This is a genomic window from Neptunomonas sp. (genome assembly GCF_041601355.1).
Taxonomy (GTDB): Bacteria; Pseudomonadota; Gammaproteobacteria; order Pseudomonadales; family Balneatricaceae; genus Neptunomonas.
Window position 1 is genome coordinate 1 of the sequence record NZ_JBFIIH010000046.1, and the last position, 26,650, is coordinate 26,650.

26 protein-coding genes are annotated in these 26,650 nt (G+C 46.8%); 24 read left to right on the forward strand and 2 right to left on the reverse strand.

Features of this window, described 5'->3' with window-relative positions:
- The 4 genes from ABY436_RS09240 to ABY436_RS09255 form a co-directional block, all read left to right on the forward strand.
- On the forward strand, positions 1–1,024 hold a 1,024-nt coding region (locus tag ABY436_RS09240), incomplete at its 5' end, for a putative bifunctional diguanylate cyclase/phosphodiesterase (protein WP_372738685.1).
- Positions 1,025–1,059: 35 nt separating this feature from the next.
- Positions 1,060–1,974 (forward strand): DMT family transporter, encoded by a 915-nt coding sequence (locus tag ABY436_RS09245; RefSeq protein ID WP_372738686.1) that lies wholly within the window; start codon positions 1,060–1,062, stop codon positions 1,972–1,974.
- Positions 1,975–2,103: 129 nt separating this feature from the next.
- Positions 2,104–2,697, forward strand: coding sequence for a CoA pyrophosphatase (locus ABY436_RS09250; protein ID WP_372738687.1), 594 nt, complete (start codon positions 2,104–2,106; stop codon positions 2,695–2,697).
- A complete protein-coding gene (locus ABY436_RS09255; RefSeq protein WP_372738688.1) occupies positions 2,687–2,893 on the forward strand; it encodes a DUF1289 domain-containing protein in 207 nt (68 codons plus the stop codon). Before ABY436_RS09250 ends, ABY436_RS09255 begins: the two co-directional genes overlap by 11 nt.
- Positions 2,894–2,971: 78 nt before the next feature.
- On the opposite strand, the gene ABY436_RS09260 is transcribed toward ABY436_RS09255, so the two are convergent.
- Both ABY436_RS09260 and ABY436_RS09265 read right to left on the reverse strand, forming a co-directional pair.
- On the reverse strand, positions 2,972–4,231 hold the full coding sequence (locus ABY436_RS09260) for an HlyC/CorC family transporter (RefSeq protein WP_372738689.1): 1,260 nt from the start codon (positions 4,229–4,231) through the stop codon (positions 2,972–2,974).
- 75 nt (positions 4,232–4,306) lie between these two features.
- Positions 4,307–5,095: an inner membrane protein YpjD gene (locus ABY436_RS09265; RefSeq protein ID WP_372738690.1), complete on the reverse strand. Its 789-nt coding sequence runs from the start codon at positions 5,093–5,095 to the stop codon at positions 4,307–4,309.
- Positions 5,096–5,283: 188 nt separating this feature from the next.
- Here ABY436_RS09265 and ffh point away from each other — a divergent pair, with 188 nt between their 5' ends.
- From ffh to ABY436_RS09365, 20 genes are all read left to right on the forward strand, one after another.
- Positions 5,284–6,666 (forward strand): signal recognition particle protein, encoded by a 1,383-nt coding sequence (gene ffh / locus ABY436_RS09270; protein ID WP_372738691.1) that lies wholly within the window; start codon positions 5,284–5,286, stop codon positions 6,664–6,666.
- Between the two features lie 144 nt (positions 6,667–6,810).
- Positions 6,811–7,062, forward strand: a complete 252-nt coding sequence (gene rpsP / locus ABY436_RS09275; RefSeq protein WP_090724042.1) for a 30S ribosomal protein S16 — start codon at positions 6,811–6,813, stop codon at positions 7,060–7,062.
- 24 nt (positions 7,063–7,086) lie between these two features.
- On the forward strand, positions 7,087–7,620 hold the full coding sequence (gene rimM, locus ABY436_RS09280; RefSeq protein ID WP_372738692.1) for a ribosome maturation factor RimM: 534 nt from the start codon (positions 7,087–7,089) through the stop codon (positions 7,618–7,620).
- Positions 7,621–7,623: 3 nt separating this feature from the next.
- Positions 7,624–8,424 carry a tRNA (guanosine(37)-N1)-methyltransferase TrmD gene (gene trmD / locus ABY436_RS09285; RefSeq protein ID WP_372738693.1) on the forward strand — a complete coding sequence of 267 codons (801 nt, stop codon included), beginning with the start codon at positions 7,624–7,626 and terminating at the stop codon, positions 8,422–8,424.
- Complete coding sequence (gene rplS / locus ABY436_RS09290; RefSeq protein ID WP_372738694.1) at positions 8,390–8,746, forward strand: 50S ribosomal protein L19; 357 nt, start codon at positions 8,390–8,392, stop codon at positions 8,744–8,746. Before trmD ends, rplS begins: the two co-directional genes overlap by 35 nt.
- 170 nt (positions 8,747–8,916) lie before the next feature.
- Complete coding sequence (locus ABY436_RS09295; protein WP_372738695.1) at positions 8,917–10,275, forward strand: hypothetical protein; 1,359 nt, start codon at positions 8,917–8,919, stop codon at positions 10,273–10,275.
- Positions 10,276–10,298: 23 nt separating this feature from the next.
- Positions 10,299–11,243, forward strand: a complete 945-nt coding sequence (gene xerD, locus ABY436_RS09300) for a site-specific tyrosine recombinase XerD (RefSeq protein WP_372738708.1) — start codon at positions 10,299–10,301, stop codon at positions 11,241–11,243.
- 60 nt (positions 11,244–11,303) lie between these two features.
- A complete protein-coding gene (locus tag ABY436_RS09305; RefSeq protein WP_372738696.1) occupies positions 11,304–12,032 on the forward strand; it encodes a thioredoxin fold domain-containing protein in 729 nt (242 codons plus the stop codon).
- Between the two features lie 159 nt (positions 12,033–12,191).
- Positions 12,192–13,493 carry a homoserine dehydrogenase gene (locus tag ABY436_RS09310; RefSeq protein ID WP_372738697.1) on the forward strand — a complete coding sequence of 434 codons (1,302 nt, stop codon included), beginning with the start codon at positions 12,192–12,194 and terminating at the stop codon, positions 13,491–13,493.
- A 12-nt stretch (positions 13,494–13,505) separates the two neighbouring features.
- A complete protein-coding gene (thrC, locus tag ABY436_RS09315) occupies positions 13,506–14,903 on the forward strand; it encodes a threonine synthase (RefSeq protein WP_372738698.1) in 1,398 nt (465 codons plus the stop codon).
- 137 nt (positions 14,904–15,040) lie between these two features.
- Positions 15,041–16,780: a single-stranded-DNA-specific exonuclease RecJ gene (recJ, locus tag ABY436_RS09320; RefSeq protein WP_372738699.1), complete on the forward strand. Its 1,740-nt coding sequence runs from the start codon at positions 15,041–15,043 to the stop codon at positions 16,778–16,780.
- 15 nt (positions 16,781–16,795) lie between these two features.
- Positions 16,796–16,996, forward strand: a complete 201-nt coding sequence (locus tag ABY436_RS09325) for a hypothetical protein (protein ID WP_372738700.1) — start codon at positions 16,796–16,798, stop codon at positions 16,994–16,996.
- Between the two features lie 43 nt (positions 16,997–17,039).
- Positions 17,040–17,900 (forward strand): deoxyribonuclease IV, encoded by an 861-nt coding sequence (gene nfo / locus ABY436_RS09330; protein ID WP_372738701.1) that lies wholly within the window; start codon positions 17,040–17,042, stop codon positions 17,898–17,900.
- Between the two features lie 40 nt (positions 17,901–17,940).
- A complete protein-coding gene (locus ABY436_RS09335; RefSeq protein WP_372738702.1) occupies positions 17,941–21,675 on the forward strand; it encodes an ABC transporter substrate binding protein in 3,735 nt (1,244 codons plus the stop codon).
- Between the two features lie 167 nt (positions 21,676–21,842).
- Positions 21,843–22,475, forward strand: a complete 633-nt coding sequence (locus tag ABY436_RS09340; RefSeq protein ID WP_372738703.1) for an NUDIX domain-containing protein — start codon at positions 21,843–21,845, stop codon at positions 22,473–22,475.
- Positions 22,472–22,915 carry a DUF1249 domain-containing protein gene (locus ABY436_RS09345; RefSeq protein ID WP_090724073.1) on the forward strand — a complete coding sequence of 148 codons (444 nt, stop codon included), beginning with the start codon at positions 22,472–22,474 and terminating at the stop codon, positions 22,913–22,915. Before ABY436_RS09340 ends, ABY436_RS09345 begins: the two co-directional genes overlap by 4 nt.
- Entirely contained in the window at positions 22,915–23,676 is a 762-nt protein-coding gene (locus tag ABY436_RS09350; protein ID WP_372738704.1) for a metallophosphoesterase, read from the forward strand. Before ABY436_RS09345 ends, ABY436_RS09350 begins: the two co-directional genes overlap by 1 nt.
- Positions 23,677–23,734: 58 nt before the next feature.
- On the forward strand, positions 23,735–24,367 hold the full coding sequence (locus tag ABY436_RS09355) for a YqiA/YcfP family alpha/beta fold hydrolase (RefSeq protein ID WP_372738705.1): 633 nt from the start codon (positions 23,735–23,737) through the stop codon (positions 24,365–24,367).
- A gap of 16 nt (positions 24,368–24,383) precedes the next feature.
- Positions 24,384–26,276: a DNA topoisomerase IV subunit B gene (parE, locus tag ABY436_RS09360; RefSeq protein WP_372738706.1), complete on the forward strand. Its 1,893-nt coding sequence runs from the start codon at positions 24,384–24,386 to the stop codon at positions 26,274–26,276.
- Between the two features lie 17 nt (positions 26,277–26,293).
- Positions 26,294–26,650, forward strand: a 357-nt coding sequence (locus tag ABY436_RS09365) for a DNA gyrase subunit A (protein ID WP_372738707.1), incomplete at its 3' end; no start/stop codon positions are given.

Consider the following 26,650-nt stretch of genomic DNA (forward strand, 5'->3'; position numbering starts at 1 on the left):
AGCACACCGAATACTCAAAATCGTTTCAGAGCCTATTCAGGAAATGGATCTGGATTTAGTGGTGACACCGAGTATCGGGATAGTGTCTTATCCGGCGGATGGCGATAATTTTGAAATGTTATTACGCAATGCAGATGCCGCTTTGTATCACGCCAAGTCCCTGGGGCGGAATAATTTTCAGTTCTATAACCGTAGCATGAATGAGAAAGCTTATGTCCGGCTGAAGCTTGAGAATGCACTGCGTCAAGCAATAGAGAAAGGTAATCTTGACCTGTATTATCAGCCTCAGTATCGCTCAGGCAGAAGCGAGATGAGTGGTTGTGAGGTGTTGCTTCGTTGGCGTCATAATGGCGCGTTTATCTCCCCTGCTGTGTTTATTCCGCTGGCAGAAGAGACCGGGCTTATATTGTCTTTAGGGCAATGGGTTTTGCAGCAAGGATGTCGTCAAGGGGCCGAGTGGTTAAAGCAGGGGCTGTGTGTTCCCAATATTGCCATTAACGTGTCGGCTTACCAGTTCAGGCCGGAGTTTTACAGGACCGTTGATGATGTGTTGCGAAGTACAGGTTTTCCGCCTGAATTGTTAGTACTTGAGGTGACTGAGAGCGCATTGATGAGTGATGTCGTCATAACACAGCATTTATTAAAAAAGCTCAGAAAGCGCGGGGTTCGTATTGCACTGGACGATTTTGGTACAGGCTATTCCAGTCTGGCTTATCTGAAAAAGTTTTCGCTCGATAAGCTGAAAATTGACCGTGCTTTTATCGATGGTTTACCTAACGATAGAGATGATGTTGCGCTTACCTCGTCAATTCTTGATGTGGCCAGGCATCTGAGGTTGGAAACAATAGCCGAAGGTGTCGAAACGCTGGAGCAACTGAACTTTCTTGAAGCATATGGGTGTGATCAGTTTCAGGGTTTCTATTTTTCAAAACCGGTGCCTGTCAGTGAGTTTGAGCAATTGATTAATTCTGCTAATGCTCACCAAGAATTATTTGATAGGCAACAGGCGATAACCAGAGGGTAACAGAGTATCGTTTAGTGTTTTGGGTCGAGGTTACTATGCTGGGTCGTTGGGTTCCTGCCGTCAGTCTTTTTCTGGCCATGTTTTTGTGGGCAAGTTCATTTATTGCGTTGAAAATTGCTTTTTCGTATTACGATCCCATGGTTGTTATTTTCGGACGTATGCTGGTTGCTGCTGCCTGCTTTATATTTTTTCTGAAGTATTTAATACGCTTTACCTACCAAAAAGGAGACTGGCGGCTACTGTTGTTGATGGTGATATGCGAGCCTTGCCTATATTTCTTATTTGAAGCGCATGCCCTGCAAAATACCAGTGCTGCACAAGCCGGTATGATCACCTCGATGGCTCCGCTTTTAGTCGGCATAGGAGCACTCTATTTTCTGCGTGAAAGGCTTTCGCAACAAGCGTGGTTCGGGTTTTCGATAGCGGTAGTTGGTGCTGTTTGGTTGAGTCTTGCCGGAACCCAGACAGACGATGCTCCCAATCCGCTGCTGGGAAATTTTCTTGAGCTGTGTGCGATGGTGTGCGCGACGGGGTATACTTTATGTTTAAAGCATCTATCGCAGCGTTACTCGACATGGTTTCTTACTGCGCTGCAGGCGTTTTGCGGGAGCATTTTCTTTCTTCCTTTTTTGCCCTTTTCGGGCGAGGGCGCTGTATGGGGCTTGTCGTGGAAATGGGAAGGAATATGGGCAATACTTTATTTAGGAATCCTGATTAATATTGGTGCATATGGACTCTATAATCTGGGTGTATCCAAGATTAAAGCAGCAGAGGCGTCAGCCTATATTAATCTTATTCCTGTGTTTACCTTATTGATGGCATATATGGTGTTGAACGAGACCTTTAATTTTCAGCAGATGTGCGCATCGGCTTTGGTGTTAGGGGGTGTGTTTCTGAGTCAGTGGAAAATGCCGGCTAAGGTTAAGGAAGTGGATGCTTCAATGGTCTGATGAGTGAAATTATCAACAGTCATGATGCTGAGTTGATGATGTGGATTACAGGGAAATAAGCCAGAACGCGGTTATTTAATCAGGATAGCGGAGTATCATATTAAGAGAGATTTATTGGTAAAAAATATTATGTTAGATCAATTACGAGAGAAACTAAGTCGGTATCAGGGCCGTCGTTTTGATAGTCGGGTGCGACAGGCAAGTGTCTTGATCGCATTGACAGATAGCGATGACCCGCATGTGATATTAACAAAGCGAGCGGCGAGTTTATCGACGCATGGCGGTGAAATAGCGTTTCCGGGCGGGCGACATGATTTAACCGATCCTGATCTGTTGTTTACAGCATTACGCGAAGCACATGAAGAGGTTGGTTTGCTACCTGAAGATGTTGAGGTGCTGGCTCCTCTGGGCCAGGTTATGTCTAAGCATCAATTGCAGGTGACTCCGTGGGTCGGTATTGTGCCTGCCTCCATACAGTTAACACCAAGTCCGGATGAAATAGAGAGCATATTTACCGTACCTTTGCGTTTCTTTCTCGAGGATCAGCGTCATCATACCGACCAGATACGCTTTAAAGGGATGACGCATTTCGTGCCGGCCTATGAGTATGACGGACACATTATCTGGGGCTTAACGGCTTATATGTTGATTGAGCTACTTAATATCGGGTTTGATGCGGACATTCCCATGAAACCGCGGCCAGAACATCAACATGAGTGTTAAAGAGAAAATGAGCGAGCAGAAAAGCCTTGTACGTAATCCTTGTATGGGGGTTTGTGCGTTAGATAAAGATGATCTTTGCATCGCGTGCCGTCGCAGCGGTATGGAAATAGCGGAGTGGGGCGTGCTGAGTAATGAGCAACGTCGGGAAGTGATTAAAAAGATTGAGCGTCGTTACAAAGGCGAAATCTGTTACTAGGTAAGGCCCGGCAAAGTATATATGACAACACAAGGCGCGGTTAGGCGCTTGTGTTGTGATGGTACAGCCGGCTGCTGTTTAGCGGGGTAGTGCTACTAGTCGTGCTGTTTTGATCAGGTTATCTGTCATTTGTAGCGTTTCGACGCGATAACCATTGATGCTCAGGCACACATTGGCATCAGGAATGGACTCTAGTGTTTCAATAATCAGGCCGTTCAGGGTTTTAGGTCCGTTTGTGGGCAGGTCCCATGATAGTGATTTATTGATATCTCTTATAAAAGCGGATGCTTCAATAATGTAACTGTCATCATCCTGTGGGTGAATATCCGCATTTTCTGCGCGGTGGTGAGCAGAAAGTTCGCCGACAATCTCCTCAAGAATATCTTCTAAGGTAGCGATACCCAGTACGTCACCATATTCATCAACCACCAGTCCTATACGGCGACTTTCTTTCTGAAAGTTCAGAAGCTGAGTCTGTAAAGGCGTGCTTTCTGGAATGAAGTAAGGTTCATGGACCACCTGAAGAATGGATGCTTTTGTAACATTACCCTGCTGAATTAACTGCGCCAGATTACGCATGTGTAAGATACCAACCACTTTGTTGATATCACCGTTATAAACGGGCAGGCGTGTATGGCTTGTGGTGGATAATCGGCTAAGGATGTCATCAAGTTCAAAGTCGAGGTCGATCCCCTGAATATCATTCTTAGGTATCATGATGTCGTCTACTGTTACATCATTCAGTTCCAAAACGCCGAGTAACATGGATTGCTTGCGCTTGGGCAGTAATGCTCCCGCTTCATGAACCAGAGTCCGGAGCTCTTCTGTGCTGAGGTTGTGATTGCTGTTGGCATCGGGGCTGAGGCCACAAAGTTTAAGTAAGCCGTTGGTAATACCATTAACAATCCAGACCAGTGGGTAGGTCAGGGTTAATAGCGGTGTCAGAATGTAAGCGGCAGGAAAAGCAATTTTTTCCGGATACAGTGCGGCAACTGTTTTGGGGGACACTTCTGCAAAAATCAGAATGATAATGGTCAGAGATGCGGTGGCAATGACGATACCTGCGTCGCCCCATAAACGCACAGCAATCACGGTTGCTATCGCTGATGCTAAAATATTAACAAAGTTGTTGCCTATCAGAATGACGCCGATTAAACGGTCGGGGCGTTCGAGTAGTTTGCTGGCTTTGCGTGCACCACTGTGGTGTTGTTTGACGAGATGTTTTAATCGATATCGATTAAGCGACATCATGCCTGTTTCTGAACTGGAAAAAAAAGCCGAGCATAGAATCAGGAAGCAAAGTACCCCCAAAAGAAAACTTATTGATGCGTCTTCCAAAACCGTCGCCTGTCATTACTAATTGGATGTATATTCTCAGTGTGCACTGAGGGCGTGTCAAGCTGTTGAGGTCGTCTAAAAGTCAATAATGTCCAGAACCAGCTTGGAACCAAAAAAGCCGAGCATCAGCAGGAAGAATCCGCTGACTGTCCATCGGACGGCCCGATGGCTTCTCCAGCCAAGTACGGTGCGTCCCCAGAGTAAGATCGCATACAGAATCCAGGCCATAATGGAGAGTATAGTTTTGTGTGCGAGCTGTTGTGCAAACAGGTTATCTAAAAACAGAAAGCCGGTTACCAGAGAGGCTGTTAGCAGAATCATTCCTATCCATATCATCTCAAAAAGCAGTCGCTCCATGGTTTGAAGTGGGGGAAGAGAGGCGACTAAGCCGCGGGTATGATGTTGTTTCAGGGCGTGATCCTGTTTTGATAATAAAAAAGCCTGGAAGGTGGCAATGGTGAAGACGCTGTAAGCCAGGATGGATAGCAGGATATGAACAATTAATCCGCCTTGGTAAATTTTGGCGACTCCAAGATTAGGTCCCCAGACGGAAAGTGCTGCGTTTAATGCTGCCATCGGCAGTATACCAATGAAGAGGTTCTCAATCGGATGGCGAAGACTGCTGAAAAGGACGACGGTAGCGACCAGCCAGGCGACTAAGGAGCCGGCAATAAAAAAGCCGAGGTTGATGCCGTTGGGCTGATGAAGTACTGAATACACGGAAAATGTGTGAAAAATAACGCCGGTTGCCGCAGTGATCTTAATTAAGGCGGAACTTTTCGTTTGTTTTTTTAATGTCTGGAATTGCAGGGTGGCAGCAATCAGATACAAAAATACAGCTATTAGCGTAGACAGGGTGAGCATCTTTTTCTCCTAAAGAAGAGTAGTTTGGCATAAATAAACGGAGGTTGAAATATGGGGGTGTGGCCTTGAACGTCACTGCGCTATAATGTCGCCAAAGTTTTATGAATTCAGGGTTTAGCTCTGCTCAATGATTTTGATACCGAGCGGTTTGTTCATTGAGGTAGGGTCCAGTCTTTTTAGAGGCAACTATGTTTGAAAATCTGTCAGAACGTTTAACGAAAACGCTGCGTGCGGTGACTGGGCAGGCAAAGCTCACAGAAGATAATATCAAAGACACTTTACGTGAAGTACGTATGGCTTTGCTTGAAGCCGATGTCGCGCTGCCTGTCGTTAAAGAATTTGTTAATTGTGTTAAAGAGCGTGCTGTTGGTCAGGAGGTTTCAAAAAGTCTGACGCCGGGTCAGGTCTTCGTCAAAATTGTCAACGAAGAGCTGGTGCGGGTGATGGGTGAGGCCAACGAAGGCCTGAATCTGGCGGCAGTACCTCCGGCGGTTGTTTTAATGGCGGGTCTTCAGGGGGCGGGTAAAACCACCTCTGTTGCAAAACTGTCGTTATTGCTGAAAGACCGGGAAAAGAAAAAAGTACTAGTAGTGTCGGCAGATGTTTATCGTCCTGCGGCTATTAAGCAGTTGCAGGTGCTGGCAAGTGAAGTCGGTGTGGATTTCTTTCCATCCTCCGCTGACCAGGATCCTGTTGCTATAGCGCAAGCAGCGATTCAGCACGCCAGAATTCAGCATTACGATGTGCTGCTGGTAGATACGGCGGGGCGTTTGCATGTCGATAATGACATGATGGATGAAATTAAGCGTTTACACAGCGCGATTAATCCGGTTGAAACCCTTTTTGTTGTCGATGCCATGACCGGGCAGGATGCTGCTAATACAGCGCGTGCGTTTAATGACGTATTGCCTCTGACCGGTGTGATACTGACAAAAGCCGATGGTGATGCCCGTGGGGGTGCTGCATTATCAGTGCGTCATATCACCGGTAAGCCGATTAAGTTTATCGGTATGGGTGAAAAAGTCGAAGCACTCGAGCCTTTTCATCCGGATCGTCTTGCATCGCGTATATTGGGTATGGGTGATGTGCTTTCTCTTATTGAGGAAGCTGAGCGCAAAATTGATAAAGATAAAGCGGAAAAGTTCGCAGCTAAGATCAAAAAAGGTAAAGGATTTGATCTGGAAGATTTTCGTGAACAGCTCCAGCAGATGAAAAATATGGGCGGCATGATGGGGATGCTGGATAAAATGCCGGGTATGGGGCAGTTGGCGCAGGCTGCCGATGCCTCAAAAGCTGAGAAAGGCATGGGGCAGATGGAAGTAATCATCAATTCTATGACCCCGGGCGAGCGTCGTAATCCGGATATTATCAGTGGGTCACGGAAAAAACGTATCGCGATGGGATCGGGTACGCAGATCCAGGATGTTAACCGTCTGCTGAAGCAGCATAAGCAAATGTCTAAAATGATGAAGAAGTTTTCCGGCAAAGGCGGCATGACTAAAATGATGCGTGGCATGAAAGGAATGTTGCCTCCGGGTATGGGTGGCGGTCCTGGTGGATTTCCACGATAAAGAATACACAGATTTTCTTTCCAATGGAGGCGCATTCACGTAGAATGCGCCCCTGAATTTATTTTGGCCCGACTGGAACAATATTCAGTTGGTAATGCAACGCTGGGCGATATCAAAACCCACGCAATTTAAAGGGATTAACGTATGGTCACTATTCGTTTGTCACGTGGCGGCGCTAAAAAGCGTCCTTTCTATCAATTAACAGTAGCTGATTCTCGTAATGCACGCGATGGTCGCTTTATTGAGCGTATCGGTTTCTTCAACCCATCGGCTCGTGGTCAGGAAGAGCGTCTGCGCTTGGATCTGGAACGCGTTGAGTACTGGACTAGTAAAGGCGCGCAGCTTTCTGAGCGTGTTGCACAGTTAGTAAAAGAAGCTAAAAAAGCTGCTCAGTAATTTATATAGTAGCTGGATAGGTCAATGAGCCGTAATACAAATGATGACGTTACTGTAATCGGCCAGATTACCTCGGTTTATGGTGTCAAAGGTTGGGTAAAAATCTTTTCTCACACTGAACCGATGGATAGTATTCTGACTTATTCACCGTGGTTGACCAAAGTTGATGGTCAATGGAAGCCTCTTAAAGTAGAAGCTGCAAAGCAACACGGTAAAGGCTTTATAGCAAAGCTGGTTGGTATAAATGATCGTGATGTTGCCCGCAAATTCTGCGGTATGGATATTGCGATTGAAACTTCACTCTTGCCGTCATTGGAAGAGGGGGAGTTTTACTGGAGCCAGCTGGAAAATCTGACAGTTTATACACTTTCTGGCCAACTGCTGGGGCGTGTGAGTCACCTGATGGAAACCGGTGCTAACGATGTAATTATCGTTAAAGGTGATGCAGAAAGTATAGATCGCCGTGAACGGATGATCCCTTATCTGCCCGATCAGGTGATAAAAGAAATTGACCTGGAGTCAGGTACGATGCGGATCGATTGGGATCCGGAGTTCTAAACCATGTGGTTTGGCGTTATAACGCTGTTTCCTGAAATGTTTGATGCGATTACTCAGCATGGCGTGACAGGAAGAGCGGTTCGTAGTGAGTTACTATCTGTTCAGTGTTGGAGTCCGAGGGATTTCGCACATGATAAGCATAGAACTGTGGATGACCGGCCTTATGGCGGAGGTCCGGGAATGCTGATGAAAGTGCAGCCATTACGAGATGCGATTCATGCTGCTAAGGCAGCAGCGGGTGAAGAGGTTAAAGTTATTTATCTCTCGCCTCAGGGTCGTAAGCTGGATCACAAGGGTGTGCAGGAGTTGGTTTCCTGTAAGAAGTTGATTTTGGTAGCCGGGCGTTATGAAGGTATAGATGAACGCCTGATTGGTTCGGAGATTGATGAAGAGTGGTCGCTGGGGGATTTTGTTCTCAGTGGGGGCGAGTTGCCTGCAATGACCATGATTGATGCGATATCCCGACTAGTGCCTGGTGTGTTAGGCCATAAAGACTCGGCAGAAGAAGATTCTTTTGTTGAGGGCTTGTTGGATTGTCCACATTATACGCGACCAGAATCAATTGAAGGACAACATGTACCTGATGTGCTGTTAAGCGGCAATCATGAGAATATCAGGCGCTGGCGTCTGAAGCAGCAGTTAGGCAGAACCTGGCAACGCCGTTCTGACCTGCTGGAAAAACTCAAATTGACGGCTGAGCAGCAAGCGTTGTTAACCGATTATATCCATGAGGCCGAAGCGTCTGATGGTGGAATATTAGGAGCGAGCGATGAGCAGCAAAAACTTAATCATTCAGCAGATTGAAGCTGAACAGATGACAAAAGAAATTCCAGCTTTTTCTCCTGGCGACACAGTTGTTGTTCAGGTAAGAGTTGTTGAAGGTGCCCGTAGTCGTTTACAGGCATTTGAAGGTGTAGTGATCGGAAAGCGTAACCGCGGCCTGAACTCTGCATTTACTGTACGTAAAATTTCTCACGGTGTAGGTGTTGAGCGTACTTTTCAGACATACAGCGCAGCGGTTGAAGAGATTGTTCTGAAACGTCGTGGTGATGTTCGCCAGGCTAAAATTTACTACTTGCGTGAGCGTAGTGGTAAATCTGCACGTATCAAGGAAAAACTCGGCTGAGTTAACCCTGATTCGCTGCTTTGAAAAAAAGGTGACCTCTGGTCACCTTTTTTTGTTTTGAAATAGTATATTAGGACAAAGTTTTGTTGTAGTAGGTCAGTGATACGTCCGACAGTCTGCTAGAATCATTGAAGAGCATATTTTTTTGTAGGGCATGGATGAGGTTGTAAATGCGGCGTTGGCTGAAGTGGTTATTAATACCGTTGATTCTCATACTGCTCGTGGTTGGCGTGCAAGGGTATTATTGGTACCAGGTTAAATCTGATATTGATAGTTTGATAGCATCAGTCAGGCCTTTTGCAAAGGTTGAATATGCTGATATTTCGGCTTCTTTTTTGGGGCAGGTTTCGCTTGATGAGATCACCATCCAGCCGCAGGGCTCTAAAAATAAAATTATTATTCAACAGGCTTTGCTGGCAAGTTCCTCGCGGGCTTTTTTTCTGACTGCGCATGAACAGTTACGTACGGGTGTGCTGGATGATCCTGTCTCTTTGACCCTGCTCGGGCTGAGTTATGATATTGATGCTGACTATGCAGAAAATCTTCTATTATTCTCCAGTGATCCGCAAAAAAAATCATTAGATACACTGCTCTGCGGTGAAACGGGTGTTATTGATCAGGCAGCGATGCAAGCAATGGGCTATCGTTATTTGCAGGGTGATCTCAGTCTGTTGCTGGAGTCTTCTGCAAACAAAAAGCTCATGAAGGTTCGCCTCGCAGCTGAGTTAGCTCAGTTTATGAAAGGTGAGGTGAATTTGTGGTTAGCTTTGCATCAGGGTGGGACGTTAAGGCGAGAGGGGCTGGCTAAAACGGCTATTCAGATGTTGGGTATGACAGTCAGTGACCTGGGATATAACAAGCGGTGGAAAACTTTTTGTGCTCAGCAGGAAGGTGTTTTGGCGACAGATTATCTGAATCGTTATCGATCCGCATTAGCGGAAAATCTGGGGGATGGCAGTGCTGAGTATCGCGGTGCCCGTCTGTTAGATGCGCTTGCCAGTGCACGCAGTGAGGGTTCACATATTGCAGCACGCTGGGAACCTGCTATTCCGTTAGAGATACAGAAATTGGCGAGCCCTAAAAGTGGCGATGTTCTGTTTTCCAGCGCCGAATTTGCATTGCAGGTCAATGGGAAGGTGTTGGAGCTTCTTGATCAGGAGTGGGAAGTGATGCATGACTTGTTTGGTGGGGACCTGCGCCGCGCCGCTTTGGCCATGGTTGAGAGTAAAAAAATGGTTGCTGAACCAGAAGTGGTGCAAGACGCAACGGCCATGAAGGAGATATTTCCCGGCGTGATGCCAATACGGCCGCCAGAAGTGAAAAAAGCATTTTTAGAGACGCCGGTGACTGATCTGGGTAGCTATGTGGGTAGTCCCGTTAAGTTAAGAACCTTTTTTGGTCGCGATATGGAAGGGGTGCTGGTGGATGTGACAACGGGTGCAATCAGTATCCGTCATCAGGTTGAGCAGGGGCGGGCCACTTTCCCTGTCGCCAAAGATAAAATTGCACTAATAGAAGTGTATCGTTAAGTGTGTCGGTGTCACTGTTAACCATGCCTGTATCTTTGAAAAGCGATGATAAGCGCTTTACACGCCGCGAGCCGCAATCTGATGACGCTGAACTTATTCGTTTGTTTGTTGATGCTATATGGCTGGAAGAGGGCTTGAGCAAAAACACACAGGCGTCTTACCGGCGTGACCTGTCAATTTTTGCTTGCTGGCTGAATGATCAGGGGCTTTGTCTGGTTGATGTCGATACCCTGAGGGTGCGAGAGTATCTTTTGTGGCGATTTGAACAGCACTTGAGACCTGGTTCAACGGCCCGCTTTCTTTCATCGGCACGTCGTTTATTTCGCTATCTATTACGTGAATCGTATATATCTGCAGATCCGATGTTGTTGATTGCGATGCCCAAAAAAGGCCGTTCTTTGCCTAAGACTTTGACTGAAGCTGATGTCGAAAGTATTCTTCAGGCACCGGATGTTGGCAGTGTGCTGGGGTTAAGGGATAGGGCTATGCTGGAGACCTTGTATGCATCAGGGCTGCGGGTTACTGAGTTGATCTCGCTTCAGTTGGGGCAGATTAATCTTGAGTTAGGTGTTATACGAGTCGTCGGCAAAGGGGCGAAAGAGCGTCTGGTGCCGCTGGGTGATGAGGCGGTGCGCTGGATTAAGGAGTACCTTGGCGTTGCTCGAAAAGCCTTGTTGAGTAATATGTCAGATGAGACGGTTTTCCCTAGTCAGCGTGGCACTGTTATGACCCGGCAGACGTTTTGGCATCGGATTAAGCGTTATGCGCTAACGTCGGGTATCGAAAAAAATATCTCGCCACATGTGCTTAGGCATGCGTTTGCGACACATCTGTTAAACCATGGTGCGGATTTGCGTGTTGTGCAGATGATGCTTGGGCATAGTGATCTTTCATCAACGCAAATCTATACCCACGTTGCTCAGCAGCGTTTACAATCGTTGCATCAACAACATCATCCAAGAGGGTAATTGAACTTTGCAGGTTTAATACCATCTGAAATAAACAATTATTTTTGTATTGAGGGAAGTATGCGAATTAAAATTTTGATGGCAGGTGCGCTGTTGCTGGCAAGCACGTTAGCTGTGGCGGAAGATGCAAAAGGTGTCATCATCAAACAGCTACAGAAAATAGATCAGCAGATCCCGGTGGTTTCAGTGAAAGCTGCGCAGTTGGGAGGGATGTATGAGGTTGAGTTGGGCTCTGGAGAAATAATCTATTCGGATGCCAAAGGTGAATATTTTTTATTAGGCCAGTTGTATCAGTTGTCAGATGAAAAAGGTTTTGTGAATCTCACTGAAGTTAAAATGAATGCTCAGCGTACGGCGTTACTGGAGGCTGTTCCCGTTGCTGAAAAAGTATCCTTTAAAGCGGAAGGTGTAGAAAAAACATCGGTTTATGTCTTTACTGATGTTGATTGTCCTTATTGCCGCAAATTGCATAATGAAGTTCCTAAGCTGCAGGCGATGGGGATTAGTGTTGAATATCTGGCGTTTCCCCGACAGGGGCCTGACACGCCGACTTTTAAAAAGATGACCAATATTTGGTGTTCCGACGATAAAGTAAAAGCAATGACGTTATCTAAACAAGGTAAGTCTGTGGCAAATGTTGATTGTAGTAATCCGGTACTGGATCAGTATGAATTGGGTCAGAAAGTGGGTGTGACAGGTACGCCGGCGATTATCACAGCGGATGGTCAGTTGATTCCCGGTTATATGCCAGCAGAGCAGTTAGCTGTAAGATTAGGGGTTCAGCCTTGAATAGCGGGTGATTACATTAAGAAAGGAGCCGATGGCTCCTTTTTTAATGATGTTTGTTCAGTGTCGAATAGAGTATGGAGGAGTTATTCGCTATACTATTTCCCCATTTTCGTTGGTTAATCCGGCTTGCGATTGACTTGTAAACTGCGAGGTATTGGTTTGAAACCGGTAAAAGTTGGAATATGTGGTCTGGGTACTGTCGGTAGCGGTACGTTTAATGTCCTGCATCGCAATGCAGATGAAATCTCTCGTAGAGCTGGACGTCGAATTATTGTAGAGCAGATTGGTTCACGTCGGGATAACCCAAGCTGTGATACAAAAGGGACCCAGGTCAGCCGCGATATTTTTGATGTTGTGACCAATCCGGAAATTGATATCGTTGTTGAGTTAATCGGTGGTTATGATGTTGCCCGTGAACTGGTAATGACCGCGATTAAAAACGGTAAGCATGTTGTTACTGCGAACAAAGCCTTGATCGCCGTGCACGGAAATGAAATTTTCGAAGCGGCACAACAGCATAATGTCATGGTTGCATTCGAGGCGTCGGTAGCAGGTGGCATCCCCGTAATTAAAGCCATTCGTGAAGGTTTGTCGGCTAACAAAATAGAATGGCTTGCCGGTATTATTAACGGCACTGGTAACTTTATTCTGACAGAGATGCGCGATAAAGGGCGTGATTTCGCAGATGTTCTCGCTGAAGCGCAGGCGCTGGGTTATGCCGAAGCAGATCCGACATTTGATGTTGAAGGTATTGATGCAGCGCATAAGCTGACGATTCTTGCTTCAATTGCTTTCGGTATTCCTTTGCAGTTCGAAAAGGCTTATACCGAAGGGATCAGTATTATCACGCCTGCAGATGTCCAGTATGCTGAAGAACTCGGTTACCGCATTAAACATTTGGGTATTAGCCGTCGTACAGACAAGGGTATAGAGCTGCGTGTTCACCCGACTATGATCCCGGCATCTACTTTATTGGCAAATGTTAATGGTGTCATGAACGCAGTCATGGTTGACGGTGATGCCGTCGGTCAGACGCTTTATTACGGTGCAGGTGCGGGTGCTGAACCCACTGCCTCAGCGGTTGTTGCTGATATTATTGACGTTGTACGTACCTTGACGGGTGACCGGGATAACCGTGTTCCTCATCTGGCTTTCCAGCCATCAGAATTATCTGATAAGCCCATCTTGCCTATGAGCGAAACAGAGACAGCCTATTACTTGCGTATGCAGGCGGCTGAAAAGCCCGGCGTGTTGGCGAGCATTACTAAAATTCTGGGTGACAACGGCATTAATATTGAAGCTATTGTGCAGAAAGAAACCGAGGAGCAGCAGGTGCCGGTTATCTTGCTGACTCAGCGTGTTAAAGAACACAAGATGAATGAAGCTATTACCGCCATTGAAGCGCTTGATAATATTATTGGTCAGGTCACGCGGATTCGCGTTGAGCATTTAAAAGGTTAAGAGGGATTTGACGTGAAATATATATCAACACGTGGACAGGCACCAAAACTTAACTTTGAAGAAGTGCTCCTGGCGGGTTTGGCAAGCGACGGTGGCCTGTATGTGCCGGAGAGCCTTCCGGTTTTTACTCAGGAAGAGATCGCTGGCTGGGCAGGGCTTTCTTATGCTGAGTTAGCGTTTAAAATTATTTCGCCGTTTGTTAATGACTGCATTGATGATGCAGACCTTAAACAGATGATTGATGAAACCTACGCTGGTTTTAATCATTCGGCGGTGGCTCCGTTGAAAGAGCTGGGAACCAATGAGTGGGTGTTGGAGTTGTTCCACGGCCCGACACTGGCATTTAAAGATTTTGCGCTGCAATTGCTGGGTCGCTTAATGGATCATGTGCTGGTTAAGCGCAATGAGCATCTGGTCATCATGGGGGCAACATCGGGCGATACCGGTTCGGCGGCCATTGAAGGTTGCCGCCATTCTAAGCATGTGGATATTTTTATTTTGCATCCGCATAACCGCGTATCGGAAGTGCAGCGTCGTCAGATGACCACCGTGCTTGCAGATAATGTGCACAATGTCGCGCTTGAGGGTAACTTCGATGATTGCCAGGAGATGGTGAAAGCCAGCTTTGCTGATCAGAGTTTTCTCAATGGAATGAAGCTTGGAGCCGTTAATTCGATCAACTGGGCGCGTATTATGGCGCAGATCGTTTATTACTTCTCCGCATCGTTGGCGGTAGGCGGACCGCATCGCCCGGTTGCATTTTCTGTTCCGACGGGGAATTTCGGTGATATATTTGCAGGATACTTGGCGAAGAAAATGGGCCTGCCTATTTCTCAGCTGGTGGTAGCAACGAATCATAACGATATTTTACATCGTGCGATATCCAATAATGATATGTCTAAAAGTGATCTGGTTCATACCTTGTCGCCGTCGATGGACATTATGGTGTCATCTAACTTTGAACGTATGCTGTTCGATGTATATGGTCAGGACGGCGCGGCTATCAATGATTTGATGAAACGCTTTAAGACAGAATCCGTACAGTTAGAGGATTCACGCTGGAATAAAATGCGTGAGCTTTTTGATAGTTATGCTGTAGATGATGAGGCGACGTGCCAGACGATTGCTGATGTACATGCAGAGACGGGATATTTGCTCGATCCGCATACGGCTATTGGTGTGAAAGCGGCAAGAGAGTGCAATCGTGATAAGGCTGTGCCGATGATTGTGCTGGCCACAGCGCATCCGGTTAAATTTCCGGAAGCAGTGCTAAAAGCTAAATTGCAGTCACCCGAATTGCCTGCTCATATGACCGGTCTTTTCGAGCGTGAAGAGCGACTGACAGTACTGGATAATGATATCGCTATTGTACAGCAGTTTATTGCAGAGCATATCCACAACGAAGCGTAGCACGTCCGCCGGTTTGATTAACAAGTCTAGCAGTTAGATTAACATTTCCAGCGGTTAGATTAAAAAGGTCCGATCTTAATCGGACCTTTTTTTATTTTGCATTGTGATTTCCCCTTATTCCAAGAGAAGGAACGTGTGTGAAGCAAGTAAGTATTCATCGCCGCGAGATACCTGGCGAGCGCTTTCCGATCTTTGATGAAGTGCCCGCTGCGCTGGCCAGAATTTATGCAGCGCGCGGCATTCAAAGCAAAGAGCAGTTAGGGCGTAATCTTAAAGAGCTGCTGCCAGACACGGAAATGAAGGGGATGACTGCCGCGGTATCCCGTTTGGTCCAGGCCATACGTGCCAATGAGTCGATCATGATTGTTGGTGATTTTGACTGCGATGGCGCGACCAGTACAGCGTTGGCTGTATTAGGTCTGCGGATGATGGGTGCCACGAATGTCGACTATCTGGTGCCGAACCGATTTGAGTATGGCTACGGTTTAAGCCCGGAAATTGTTGAGGTTGCTTTCAGCCAATCGCCGCATCTGCTGGTGACCGTTGATAATGGCATCTCCAGCGTAGAAGGAGTCGCGCGTGCTAATCAGTTGGGCATGGAAGTTGTGGTGACCGATCACCATTTAGCCGGTCGGATAATTCCGCATGCGGTTGCGATTGTTAACCCTAATCAGCCAGGCTGTGACTTTAAAGCTAAATCGACCTGTGGTGTGGGTGTCATTTTTTATGTGATGATCGCTTTGAGGCGGGCGTTACAGGCTGAAAACTGGTTTGAAGAGAATAACATTGCGCTACCGAATCTGGCGTCTCTGCTGGACTTGGTGGCATTGGGCACTGTCGCGGATGTCGTTGCGCTGGAACATAATAACAGGACACTGGTTTATCAGGGGTTGCAGCGTATCAGAGCTGGGCATGCAAGGCCTGGCTTGTTGGCGCTGATTGAGGTTGCCGGGCGGCGAAGAGAGCGCTTGGTGGCAAGTGATTTGGGTTTTGCCATCGCACCCCGTTTAAATGCAGCCGGCCGGCTGGAAGATATGTCGATCGGTATTGAGTGTTTATTGGCAGACGATGCAGAATATGCGCGAGAGTTGGCGCAAACACTGGATCAGTTGAATATTGATCGGCGTGCTATCGAGCAGGACATGCAGCAGCAGGCGCTGAGCTGGTTGGATAAAATGGATTTCGATAATGATTCACTTCCCTTTGGCCTGTGTTTGTTCGAAGAAGGCTGGCATCAAGGGGTTGTGGGTATCCTGGCTTCACGCATCAAAGAGCGTACCAATCGCCCTGTGATTGCGTTTGCGCCCGGCGATAACGGTGAAATTAAAGGGTCAGCGCGCTCGATTCCGGGGTTGCATATTCGTGATGCGCTTGATCAGGTAGCGAGTCGTTTTCCGGGCCTTATCTCTAAGTTTGGCGGACATGCAATGGCTGCCGGGCTGACAATAACGGCTTCGGGCCTGGAGGCATTCCGGACCGCATTTGATCAGGTGGTACGTGAGCAGTTGAATAAAGAAGATCTGGACCAGCGTTTGGAAACAGATGGTAGTTTACTGGCTGCGGATATGACCCTGTTGTTAGCTGAGCACATTCGGGAAGCGGGCCCTTGGGGGCATCATTTTCCTGAGCCGATGTTTGATGGTGTTTTTCGTGTGTTGCAACAGAGAATCGTCGGGCAGCGACACCTGAAAATTGTCTTGATGGAGCCGCTATCGGGGTTGGCGATTGATGCTATTCAGTTTAATACCGACCTGTCAATTTGGCCCAATGAAGCGATTAATAGCGTACGAGCGGTTTATAAATTGGATATCAATGAGTTCAGAGGGCAGCAGACTGTGCAGCTGATGATTGAATATCTGGAACTTATTGTCGAATAAACAGAGGAAAACAGAATGAATGATTTAACCTTAAGTGAGTTGGCTACTTTACTGGCTGTCTTTAATCGGGCCGGGCTATCTGCTGAGGCAATACCAGCGGATCAGGCTAAAGCAGAACAGGAGATGCTGGCGCGAATTACACAAGCACATGCCGAGCGAGAGGAATTGGAAAGTATGGATTTTGATGACTGTCTTGGCGGCGCTTGTAAGCTATAACCCGTGAGTTATCAATGCTGAGCTTTAATAACAGAGTTAACCCATGGCTGAATTGAAACCCTATTATATCGGTGCTCATGTGAGTGCCGCGGGCGGTGTTGAAAATGCGCCACTCAATGCTGAAAAAATAGGCGCGAATGCGTTTGCTTTTTTCACCAAAAATCAGCGTCGCTGGGATGCTAAACCGTTGACGACTAAAAGCATTGCTGTGTTTAAAGAGCGGTGCGCTAGCTTGGGTTTTTCTGCGGAACAGATACTGCCTCATGATAGTTATTTAATTAATCTGGGGCACCCTGAAAAAGATGCGTTAACTAAGTCGCGTCTGGCGTTTATTGATGAGATAAGTCGATGCCAGCAGTTGGGGCTTAAATATCTTAATTTTCATCCGGGTAGTCACTTGCGTGTGTTATCCGAGACGGAGTGCTTGCAGCGCATTGCCGGGTCGATCAACCTGGCGATAGCAGAAACGGATGATGTTGTCGCTGTTATTGAAACAACCGCAGGGCAAGGGAGTAATCTGGGTTATAATTTTGCCCAAATAGCTGAAATTATTGATGCAGTGGCTGATAAAAGTAGAGTTGGCGTATGTATAGATACCTGCCATATTTTTGCAGCCGGTTATCCATTAACAACACAGCTGGAATGTCAGCAGACATTTAAAGAGTTCGCGGATCTTGTCGGGTTTAAGTACTTGTGCGCTATGCACTTGAACGATTCCAAGGCGGCTTTAGGTGCGCGGGTTGATCGCCATCACAGTCTGGGCAAGGGGGAGATAGGGTTAGAGGTGTTTAGGTATATCATGCAAGATGATCGTTTTCGCGGTGTGCCTCTGGTGTTGGAAACAATTGATGAGACGGTCTGGGCTGAAGAAATTCAGATGCTTAGAGGTTTTGCTCAGCCTTAGATAGCAGTTCATGAAATAGAAACTATACTAAAGCTAACTTATGATATTAGCGTCGTTTTACATGGTGTTGAAAAAATTTTTCGCTACAGGATACTGGCGGTATTCTGTATTTTTTTGTCTGTTGTTAGCTTTATTTCCTACTTTAGCGAAAGCCGAGTCACGCTCTGAGTCGGGATACGGCCACAGCGTTTTGCTGCTTAACTCTTATCATCAGGGGTTTTCGTGGTCAGATGGTATCTATAAAGGCTTTAGTGAGAGGATAGAACAGGCCGGAGTTTCTATCGACCTGCAGGTCGAGTATCTGGATACAAAACGTTATACAGCCGATGAAATGTTTCCTTTGATGGCTATGTTGTTGGCACGAAAAGGAACACAGCGCTTTGATGCCATTGTTGTAATGGATAACAATGCGTTGAGCTTTCTGATGAAATACCGGCAATCACATTTTGCCGGTATTCCTGTGGTTTTTGTCGGTATTAATGCATTTTCAAAAGAGATGATTGGCGCTGATAAACTGATTACAGGTATTGTTGAGCCAGCGGCTCCTGATGCGAACTTTCAGCTGCTTCTGGAAATGCATCCTGACCTGAAAGAGGTTGTTTTGCTCAGTGATGCAACGCCGACCGGGCTTGCTGAGCAGTTACATTTTTCGCAAGCAGCCGCTAAATATGCATCCCTCTTTTCCGTAAGATCCATCAGTGACTGGTCATTACCTGAATTAAAAGCAGAGTTAACAGCCCTTGATAGGGGATCGGTTGTATTCCGCTTACCATTACATCGGGACAGAACAGGTCTTTCAATGAGCCTGAAGGAGAGTATTGCCTTTCTGTTGGAAAATTCGTCTGTACCTGTCTATTCCGCATGGGATACCGCGATTGCTGAGGGGCTCGTCGGTGGCTATGTAGCGACATCGGCGTTACAAGGAGTGGCTGCGGCTGATTATCTGCTGGATATTCTGAAAGGAAGAGCTATCAGTGAATTGCCTATTATGCATGAGCCTCCTGCAGAACCCGTATTCAACCTGGATGCTTTTAAGCGATTTGCTATCGATCAGACCCTGATTCCTCAAGGTAGCGTTACGCTTAATGCTGCTCCAGTGGCAGCGCTATCCGGCTATATGATCATTGCCATTGTGTTTTTGCTCGTCGTGTTAGCGGCTGCTATCTTTCAGTGGTGGGGAAAAAAGCGTGAATTACTGTCGTTAAGTGATGAATTTGGTCAAGTGGTTGATGAGACCCTGTTGCTCAGAACCTTGATGGATTCTAATCCGGATCATATCTATGCGAAAGACGTGAATGGAAGGTATCTCGACTGTAATCAATCATTTGCCGAACTTTTAGGTCATTCCAGAGATGAGATTATTGGCCAACGTGTTGAGGATTTTTTCAAAGAAACTAATGTGACGCTGACCAATGAGCAAGATGCTCTGGTATTTGAGCAAAATGAAGTAGTTGTTAAAAATATTTGGATTCGTCGTAATGATGGGGCTGATCAGCTTATCGAGTGTATCAAAGCACCGCTGAGAAATGTCGAAGGGAAAGTTATTGGTTTGTTAGCGGTGAATCGCGATATTACCAGTCGTTATTTTGAAAATGCTCTGTTAACACAGAATACGCATGTTCTGGATATGTTGATTCGCGGTGCTTCTCTGAATAATATTTTCGCTGAAATCGTCAGAGGGATTGAAAGCGTTTATGTAAACAGTATGTGTTCCATTTCACTGCTTGATAAAGATAAAAAAAATCTTATGCATGGGGCCGCGCCCAGCTTACCTGCATTCTTCACGGAGGCGGTTGAAGGCTTGGCGATTGGTGAAGATGTTGGCTCTTGTGGTACAGCAGCGACAACCGGAAAACTGGTCATCGTTGACGATATACAAAGCGATCCTTATTGGAAAAACTTTAAAGAGCTGGCAGCCAGGGCGAACCTCGCTTCCTGTTGGTCACAGCCTATCTTCGGCTCGACACAAGAGATCCTCGGGACCTTTGCTATATATCACCCTTATCCGCTGGCGCCAAATAATGATCATATAGCCATGATGGAGCAGGCTTCTCAATTGGTTAGTCTGGCGCTTGAGCGCAAGCAGGTTGAGGGCGATTTACAAAAGCTCTCACGTGCTGTGGAGCAAAGCCCGACGATGGTCCTGATTACGGATGAGAAAGGTGAAATCGAGTATGTGAATGAAGAGTTCACGGAGGTAACGGGCTATTCACTTGACGAAATAAAGGGACAGACCCCCAGTATTTTGAATGCGGGTGAAACAGAACCTGATTTTTATACAGATATGTGGAAAGTGATTTTATCGGGCCATGACTGGCATGGTGAAATTCGTAATAAAACAAAATCAGGTCAGCCATACTGGTCAATGCTATCTATCTCTCCGATATTGGATGATGAACAGAAAATCACCCATTTTATTGGCGTAAGTGAGGATATCTCCACTAAGAAAAAGACCTTAGAGCAAATTGAGCAGCTAGCTTTTTATGACCCGTTGACCCGTTTGGGAAATCGCCGCTTATTTAAAGAGCAGCTTGCTGTTGAGCTAAAAAAGGCCTTACGTAACAATACAATATTTGCATTATTCTACCTTGATCTGGATGATTTTAAGCAGATTAATGACACGTTGGGGCATGATGTCGGTGATGCTTTGCTGCAGACAATTGCTGACCGGTTGCGTAGTGCGTTGCGTAACTCTGACCTAATTGCCCGCATCGGTGGCGATGAGTTTATTGTGATGCTGCCTGATGTCAGTGGTTCTGCAGAGGTGGGCTTAGTCGCTACAAAAGTATTGCAAGCTATCAGTAAGCCGATGATCTTGAACGGTGGTGAAGTCAAAGCCACGGTGAGTGTGGGCATTACCATGGCTCCGACGGATGGAGATGATTGGGCCGTCCTGATGAAAAACGCCGATCTTGCAATGTACCGGGCGAAACGTCTGGGGCGTAATAATTTTCAGTTTTTTACTGGCGAGATGAATGATGAAGTTGTTAATCGGGCCAGCATGGAGAAGCAACTGCGTAGCGCTTTGCAGAATCATGAATTTTGTATTCATTATCAGCCACAGTGGACGATTATGGGCGAGTTGCAGCCGGTATGCTTTGAGGCGTTAGTACGCTGGGATCACCCTGAACGGGGGCGGGTGTCTCCTGCTGAATTTATCCCGATTGCCGAAGAGCTCGGGTTAATTGTTGAGTTGGGTGAGTGGGTGCTAAACGAGGCCTGCCGACAGGGACGTCAACTGCTTGATAGCGGACATTCGATTCGCATGGCGGTTAACCTTTCAATGCGACAATTCTTTGACCCTGAGTTGCTGTCAAAAATTAAAGCAGCACTGGAAAAATATGACTTCCCTGCTTCATTGCTTGAGTTGGAAATTACTGAATCTATGATAATGGAGGAGGTGGATGTTGTTGTCGACACACTACATCAGTTAAAGGATCTGGGCGTTTCGCTGGCGATCGATGATTTTGGTACCGGTTATTCTTCATTAAGCTACCTGAAGCGGCTGCCTTTTGATCATTTAAAAGTAGATGGTTCTTTCGTACGCGATATTCCGCATGATAAAAACGATATGGAAATTACGTCTGCTGTTATCGCTATGGCTCATAAGTTAGGATTGAAAGTGATTGCAGAAGGAATAGAAACGCATGAGCAGCTAGCGTTTTTACGTGAAAATGGTTGCGAAATGGGGCAAGGGTATTTATTAGCACGCCCGGCTCCGCTGGAAGAAATTACAAAGTTCCTTGATGTGGAGATGGACTCGCAGGCTGATTAGCTTCGTTTGATTCCGCTGGGTATACCCCCCTGATTTAGGCGTTCATGACGAATCGTACTATACTGGCGTATAGGTCAATTCCCCCGTATTTAATCTAGTTAATTTCTCTTTGTCGCCGAGAAAAAGCAAATATCCAGATTTTATATTTTGAATAGCGGAGCATGCTGATGAGTGAGTATTGGAACCCTGAGTTTTCTATTGCAGATGTTGAAGTTGAGGAAGATAAGGTTATCTGTGACAGCTTTTATCAGATGCGGGAGGTGACGTTGCGCCATGAACGTTTCGAAGGCGGTCATGTCCAAATGAAGCGGGATTTGTTCTGGCGTCCTGATGCGGTCTGTGTGCTCTTATATGACCCTTGGCTTGATTGTGTTGTCTTGATAGAACAGTTTCGTATAGGGACGATAGATCACCCGCGTAGCCCGTGGTTACTTGAGTTGGTTGCCGGGTTGGTCGAGCCGGGTGAAACCACTGAAGCGGTAGCATGCCGTGAGAGCCAGGAAGAGGCCGGCGCTGAAATTTTACAGCTGGAACATATTAGTCGATTTACACCGAGCCCCGGAGGCGCGAGAGAATATATCGATCTGTATTGTGGATGTGTCAATAGCGATGGACTGGGTGGCGTGCATGGGCTGGATCATGAGGGTGAAAATATTAAAGTTCACCTTTTTTCGGCAGATGTGGCTATAGCGATGATACAGACGGGTGATGTGGATAATGCTGCTGCCATTATTGCGTTACAATGGTTGCAATTGAATCGTAACACTATAAAAGAGAAGTGGAGTGTTGACGCTGTATGAAACGTAAGTATGTACCTGATCTGACGCGGCAGATGGCAATATGTGAAGTCAACTATGCGCGTTTGAATAAATTGATGCCCGATCTGGAAGCGTGCGACATGCGCGAATTTCAGCTTGTTTGGGGGGAGCATCAGGTACAGATTCGCTTTGAAGTTGAAGAGCGTTTTGTTTACACCACTACACTGCAAATTTCGCAACAGGAGCAAAGTGGATCCTCGTGGCTGGAGTCCCCGGCGCTGGTGGTGCGCTTATATCATGATGCCTGTATGGCAGAAGTGATCTGCCTGAAGCGGCATCGGCAGCTCTCCGGGGCATATCCTTACCCAAACCGTGACATGCATCAGCCGGATGAAAAGGTTCAGTTGAACCACTATCTGGGCGAATGGCTAAGCCATTGTCAGCAATATGGTCAGTTGATAGAACCTGTTTTTAGTGCCTGATGGATAACATTCGAGTCGTACAGGTGACTGATTGTCATCTGCAGGAGAATGCGGACGATCCCTTTAAAGGGTTTAATCCTGAACAGCGCTTGCTCAATACATTGCAGCAGCTGCGCTCTGAGGACGCCGATTCGGATCTGCTGTTGTTGAGCGGTGATCTGGTTCATCATGGATACGCAAGTGGCTACCAAAGGTTACAGCGATATACCGATGGGATGGCTAAAGAGGTCCGATGGATTCCCGGTAATCACGATGATGCTGCCAGGATGCGTGAGTATCAGGCCCTGTTCGAGAAAGTCTTTGTTCAGGGTGATTGGTGCATCATCATGTTGGATTCAACGGCTGAGCCTGATGGAAAGGGTGGAGGCGCCTTAAGTCAAACCGAACTTGATTGGTTAGCGAGTGTTGTTGCAGAGCATGCAGATAAGTATCTGCTGTTGGTGCTGCATCATCCTCCGGTGGCTGTCGGCAGTCAGTGGCAAGATAGCATAATGTTAGCTAATGCTGAGGCTTTCTGGACGCAGCTTAAGAAGTATAAAAACCTTAAGCTGATCGTCTGCGGGCACTTGCATCAGGCGCATCAGATAGAAGTGGGACAGGTCTGTGTGCTGGCGACACCGGCAACCGCACCACAATTTAAAGTATCCACCGTTGAGCCTGAGATAGAGTCTGACCCTTACTTATCGCAACCTGCCTACCGGGTGATTGATCTTTTGCCTGATGGAAAATATACAACAAGGGTTAAACGAGTCCCTGTCTGAACTTGCATCCCGCGGTAACCTTAGGTAACTTCTCTCAAACACTGTAAGGATAACCAGTATGTCGTCACCGCTTTTTATTTATGTGCATGGCTTTAACAGTTCGCCTGAATCAGTAAAAGCACGTTTGTTGGGTGAGTATCTTGCGGTGCATGCATATGAACATAGCGAAAATTACTTAGTGCCACAGTTGTCTCATTGGCCTGCAGAAGCGATGCGACAGCTTGAGTCGATAGTCACCGATAACCGGCAGCGCCCCATCGTGCTTATAGGTAGCTCGTTGGGTGGCTATTACAGTATCTGGCTGACCGAGCATTATGAAAACTGCACAGCGGTGATGGTGAATCCGGCTATCTACCCTTATCGGTTATTATCTGAATGGCTGGGCGATAATGAAAATATTTATACCCATGAACGCTATACCCTGACGCGCGATCATTTGCAGCAGTTGGAAGCGATGGTTGTTGATCAGGTAAAAGATCCTGCCCGTTATCTGTTGTTAGTACAGAGCGCTGATGAGACATTAGATTATCGCGAAGCGGTTGATTTTTTTGATCGATCCATCGCATTTATACAGCCGGGTGGCAGTCATGGTTTTGATCAGTTCGAAAAACTGATTCCGGCAATCATAGGTTTTTCTCAAGGTCGAGCAGAGTTACCTGAAGCAATACCTTTACCCCCTTTTAGCGAGTGACAGGAAAAAGAAACAGATGTCGAAGCAATATACGGCTGATTCGATAGAAGTATTAAGTGGTTTGGATCCGGTACGACGGCGTCCCGGTATGTATACCGAAACTGATCGACCTAATCATCTTGCCCAGGAGGTTATCGATAACTCGGTCGATGAAGCGTTGGCCGGGCATGCTAAGCAGATCGATGTGATTCTGCACAAAGACGGCTTCTTGTCTGTGAGTGATGACGGGCGTGGAATGCCCGTTGATATTCACCCGGAAGAGGGTGTCAGTGGTGTTGAGTTGATTCTGACGCGGTTGCATGCAGGCGGGAAATTCAATAATGAAAATTACAACTACTCCGGTGGGTTGCATGGTGTAGGCGTTTCGGTTGTGAACGCGCTCTCTAAGTTGCTTGAAGTGCAAATTAAGCGTGATGGGCAGGTGTATAAGATTGTTTTTGCCGATGGCAATAAAGTTTCTGATCTGGAAGTTATTGATACCTGCGGTAAACGCAATACGGGTACAACTGTTCGCTTTTTAGCTGACCCGCAATATTTTGATACGCCTAAATACAGTGTTAATCACCTCAAGCATAACTTACGTGCAAAAGCGGTGCTTTGCCCTGGTTTGAAGGTGACTTTTACGGACCAGAGCGGCGCCAGAAACGAGAAAGAAGAATGGTGTTACGAGGATGGCCTCAGTGCTTATCTGCGAGGTACTACTCAGGTATTTGATACTCTGCCAACTGAGCCTTTTGTCGGTGCCCTGCAGGGAGAAGAGGATGCGGTCGAGTGGGCGGTTCAGTGGCTGCCTGAAGGCGGTGATTTAACCTGTGAAAGTTATGTAAACCTGATCCCGACGGTGCAGGGTGGTACCCATGTAAATGGTTTTCGTACCGGCTTATTGGAAGCGATGCGTGAGTTTTGTGAATTCCGTAATTTGCTGCCGCGTGGTGTTAAGTTGACGGCGGATGATATCTGGGAGCGCTGTGCTTATATCCTGTCGGCAAAAATGCGTGACCCACAGTTTTCCGGGCAAACAAAAGAGCGTCTTTCCTCACGTCAGATTGCTGCCTTTATTTCGGGTTCAGCAAAAGATGCGTTTTCGCTGTGGCTTAACAGCCATGTAGAAGAGGGCGAACAGTTAGCAGAAAGCATCATAGCTAATGCTCAAAAGCGCTTACGCTCGAGTAAAAAAGTCATTCGTAAAAAAATCACTCAGGGGCCTGCGCTGCCGGGGAAGCTGGCGGATTGTGCCGGTTCAGAAACGATGCGCTCAGAGCTGTTTTTAGTAGAAGGGGACTCGGCTGGCGGTTCGGCTAAACAAGCCAGAGATCGACAGTTCCAGGCGATTATGCCGTTGCGCGGTAAAATTCTGAATACATGGGAAGTGGACTCGGGTGAAATACTCTCTTCGCAGGAGATTCATGATATTTCGGTCGCTGTCGGTGTGGACCCGGGGTCTGATAACCTGGAAGGTCTTCGTTACGGAAAAGTATGTGTGCTGGCTGATGCAGACTCTGATGGGGCGCATATTGCTACGCTGATCTGTGCACTGTTTCTGCGTCATTTTAAGCCGTTGGTGGATGCAGGGCATATCTATGTTGCCATGCCTCCGCTGTTTCGTATCGATTCTGCCAAAGATGTATTTTATGCACTCGATGAGGCCGAAAAGAACGGCATTGTTGAGCGCCTGCGGGCTGAGCGTAAGAATGTCAAAATAAACGTACAGCGATTTAAAGGTCTGGGGGAGATGAATCCTCTTCAGTTACGTGAGACAACCATGGATCCGGATACGCGTCGTCTGGTGCAATTGACTGTCGATGCTGAAGATAATGCACATGAGATGCTGGATATGTTGTTGGCTAAAAAGCGTGCCTCCGATCGTAAAAGTTGGCTGGAAAGTAAGGGAAACCTGGCTCACCTGTAGTTGATGGATATTAAAACATGAGTGAAGTAATAACAGACGATAGCATCGAACGTTTATCGCTGAAGGATTTTACCGAAAAAGCGTATCTGGACTACTCCATGTACGTCATTCTGGATCGTGCTTTGCCACATGTTGGTGATGGCATGAAACCTGTGCAGCGCCGCATTGTGTATGCAATGTCTGAGTTGGGTTTGAAGGCCGCTGCCAAGCACAAGAAGTCTGCGCGTACGGTCGGTGATGTGTTGGGTAAATATCATCCGCATGGTGATAGTGCCTGTTATGAAGCGATGGTGCTGATGGCGCAGCCATTTAGTTATCGCTATCCACTGGTTGATGGTCAGGGGAACTGGGGGTCACAAGATGATCCTAAATCA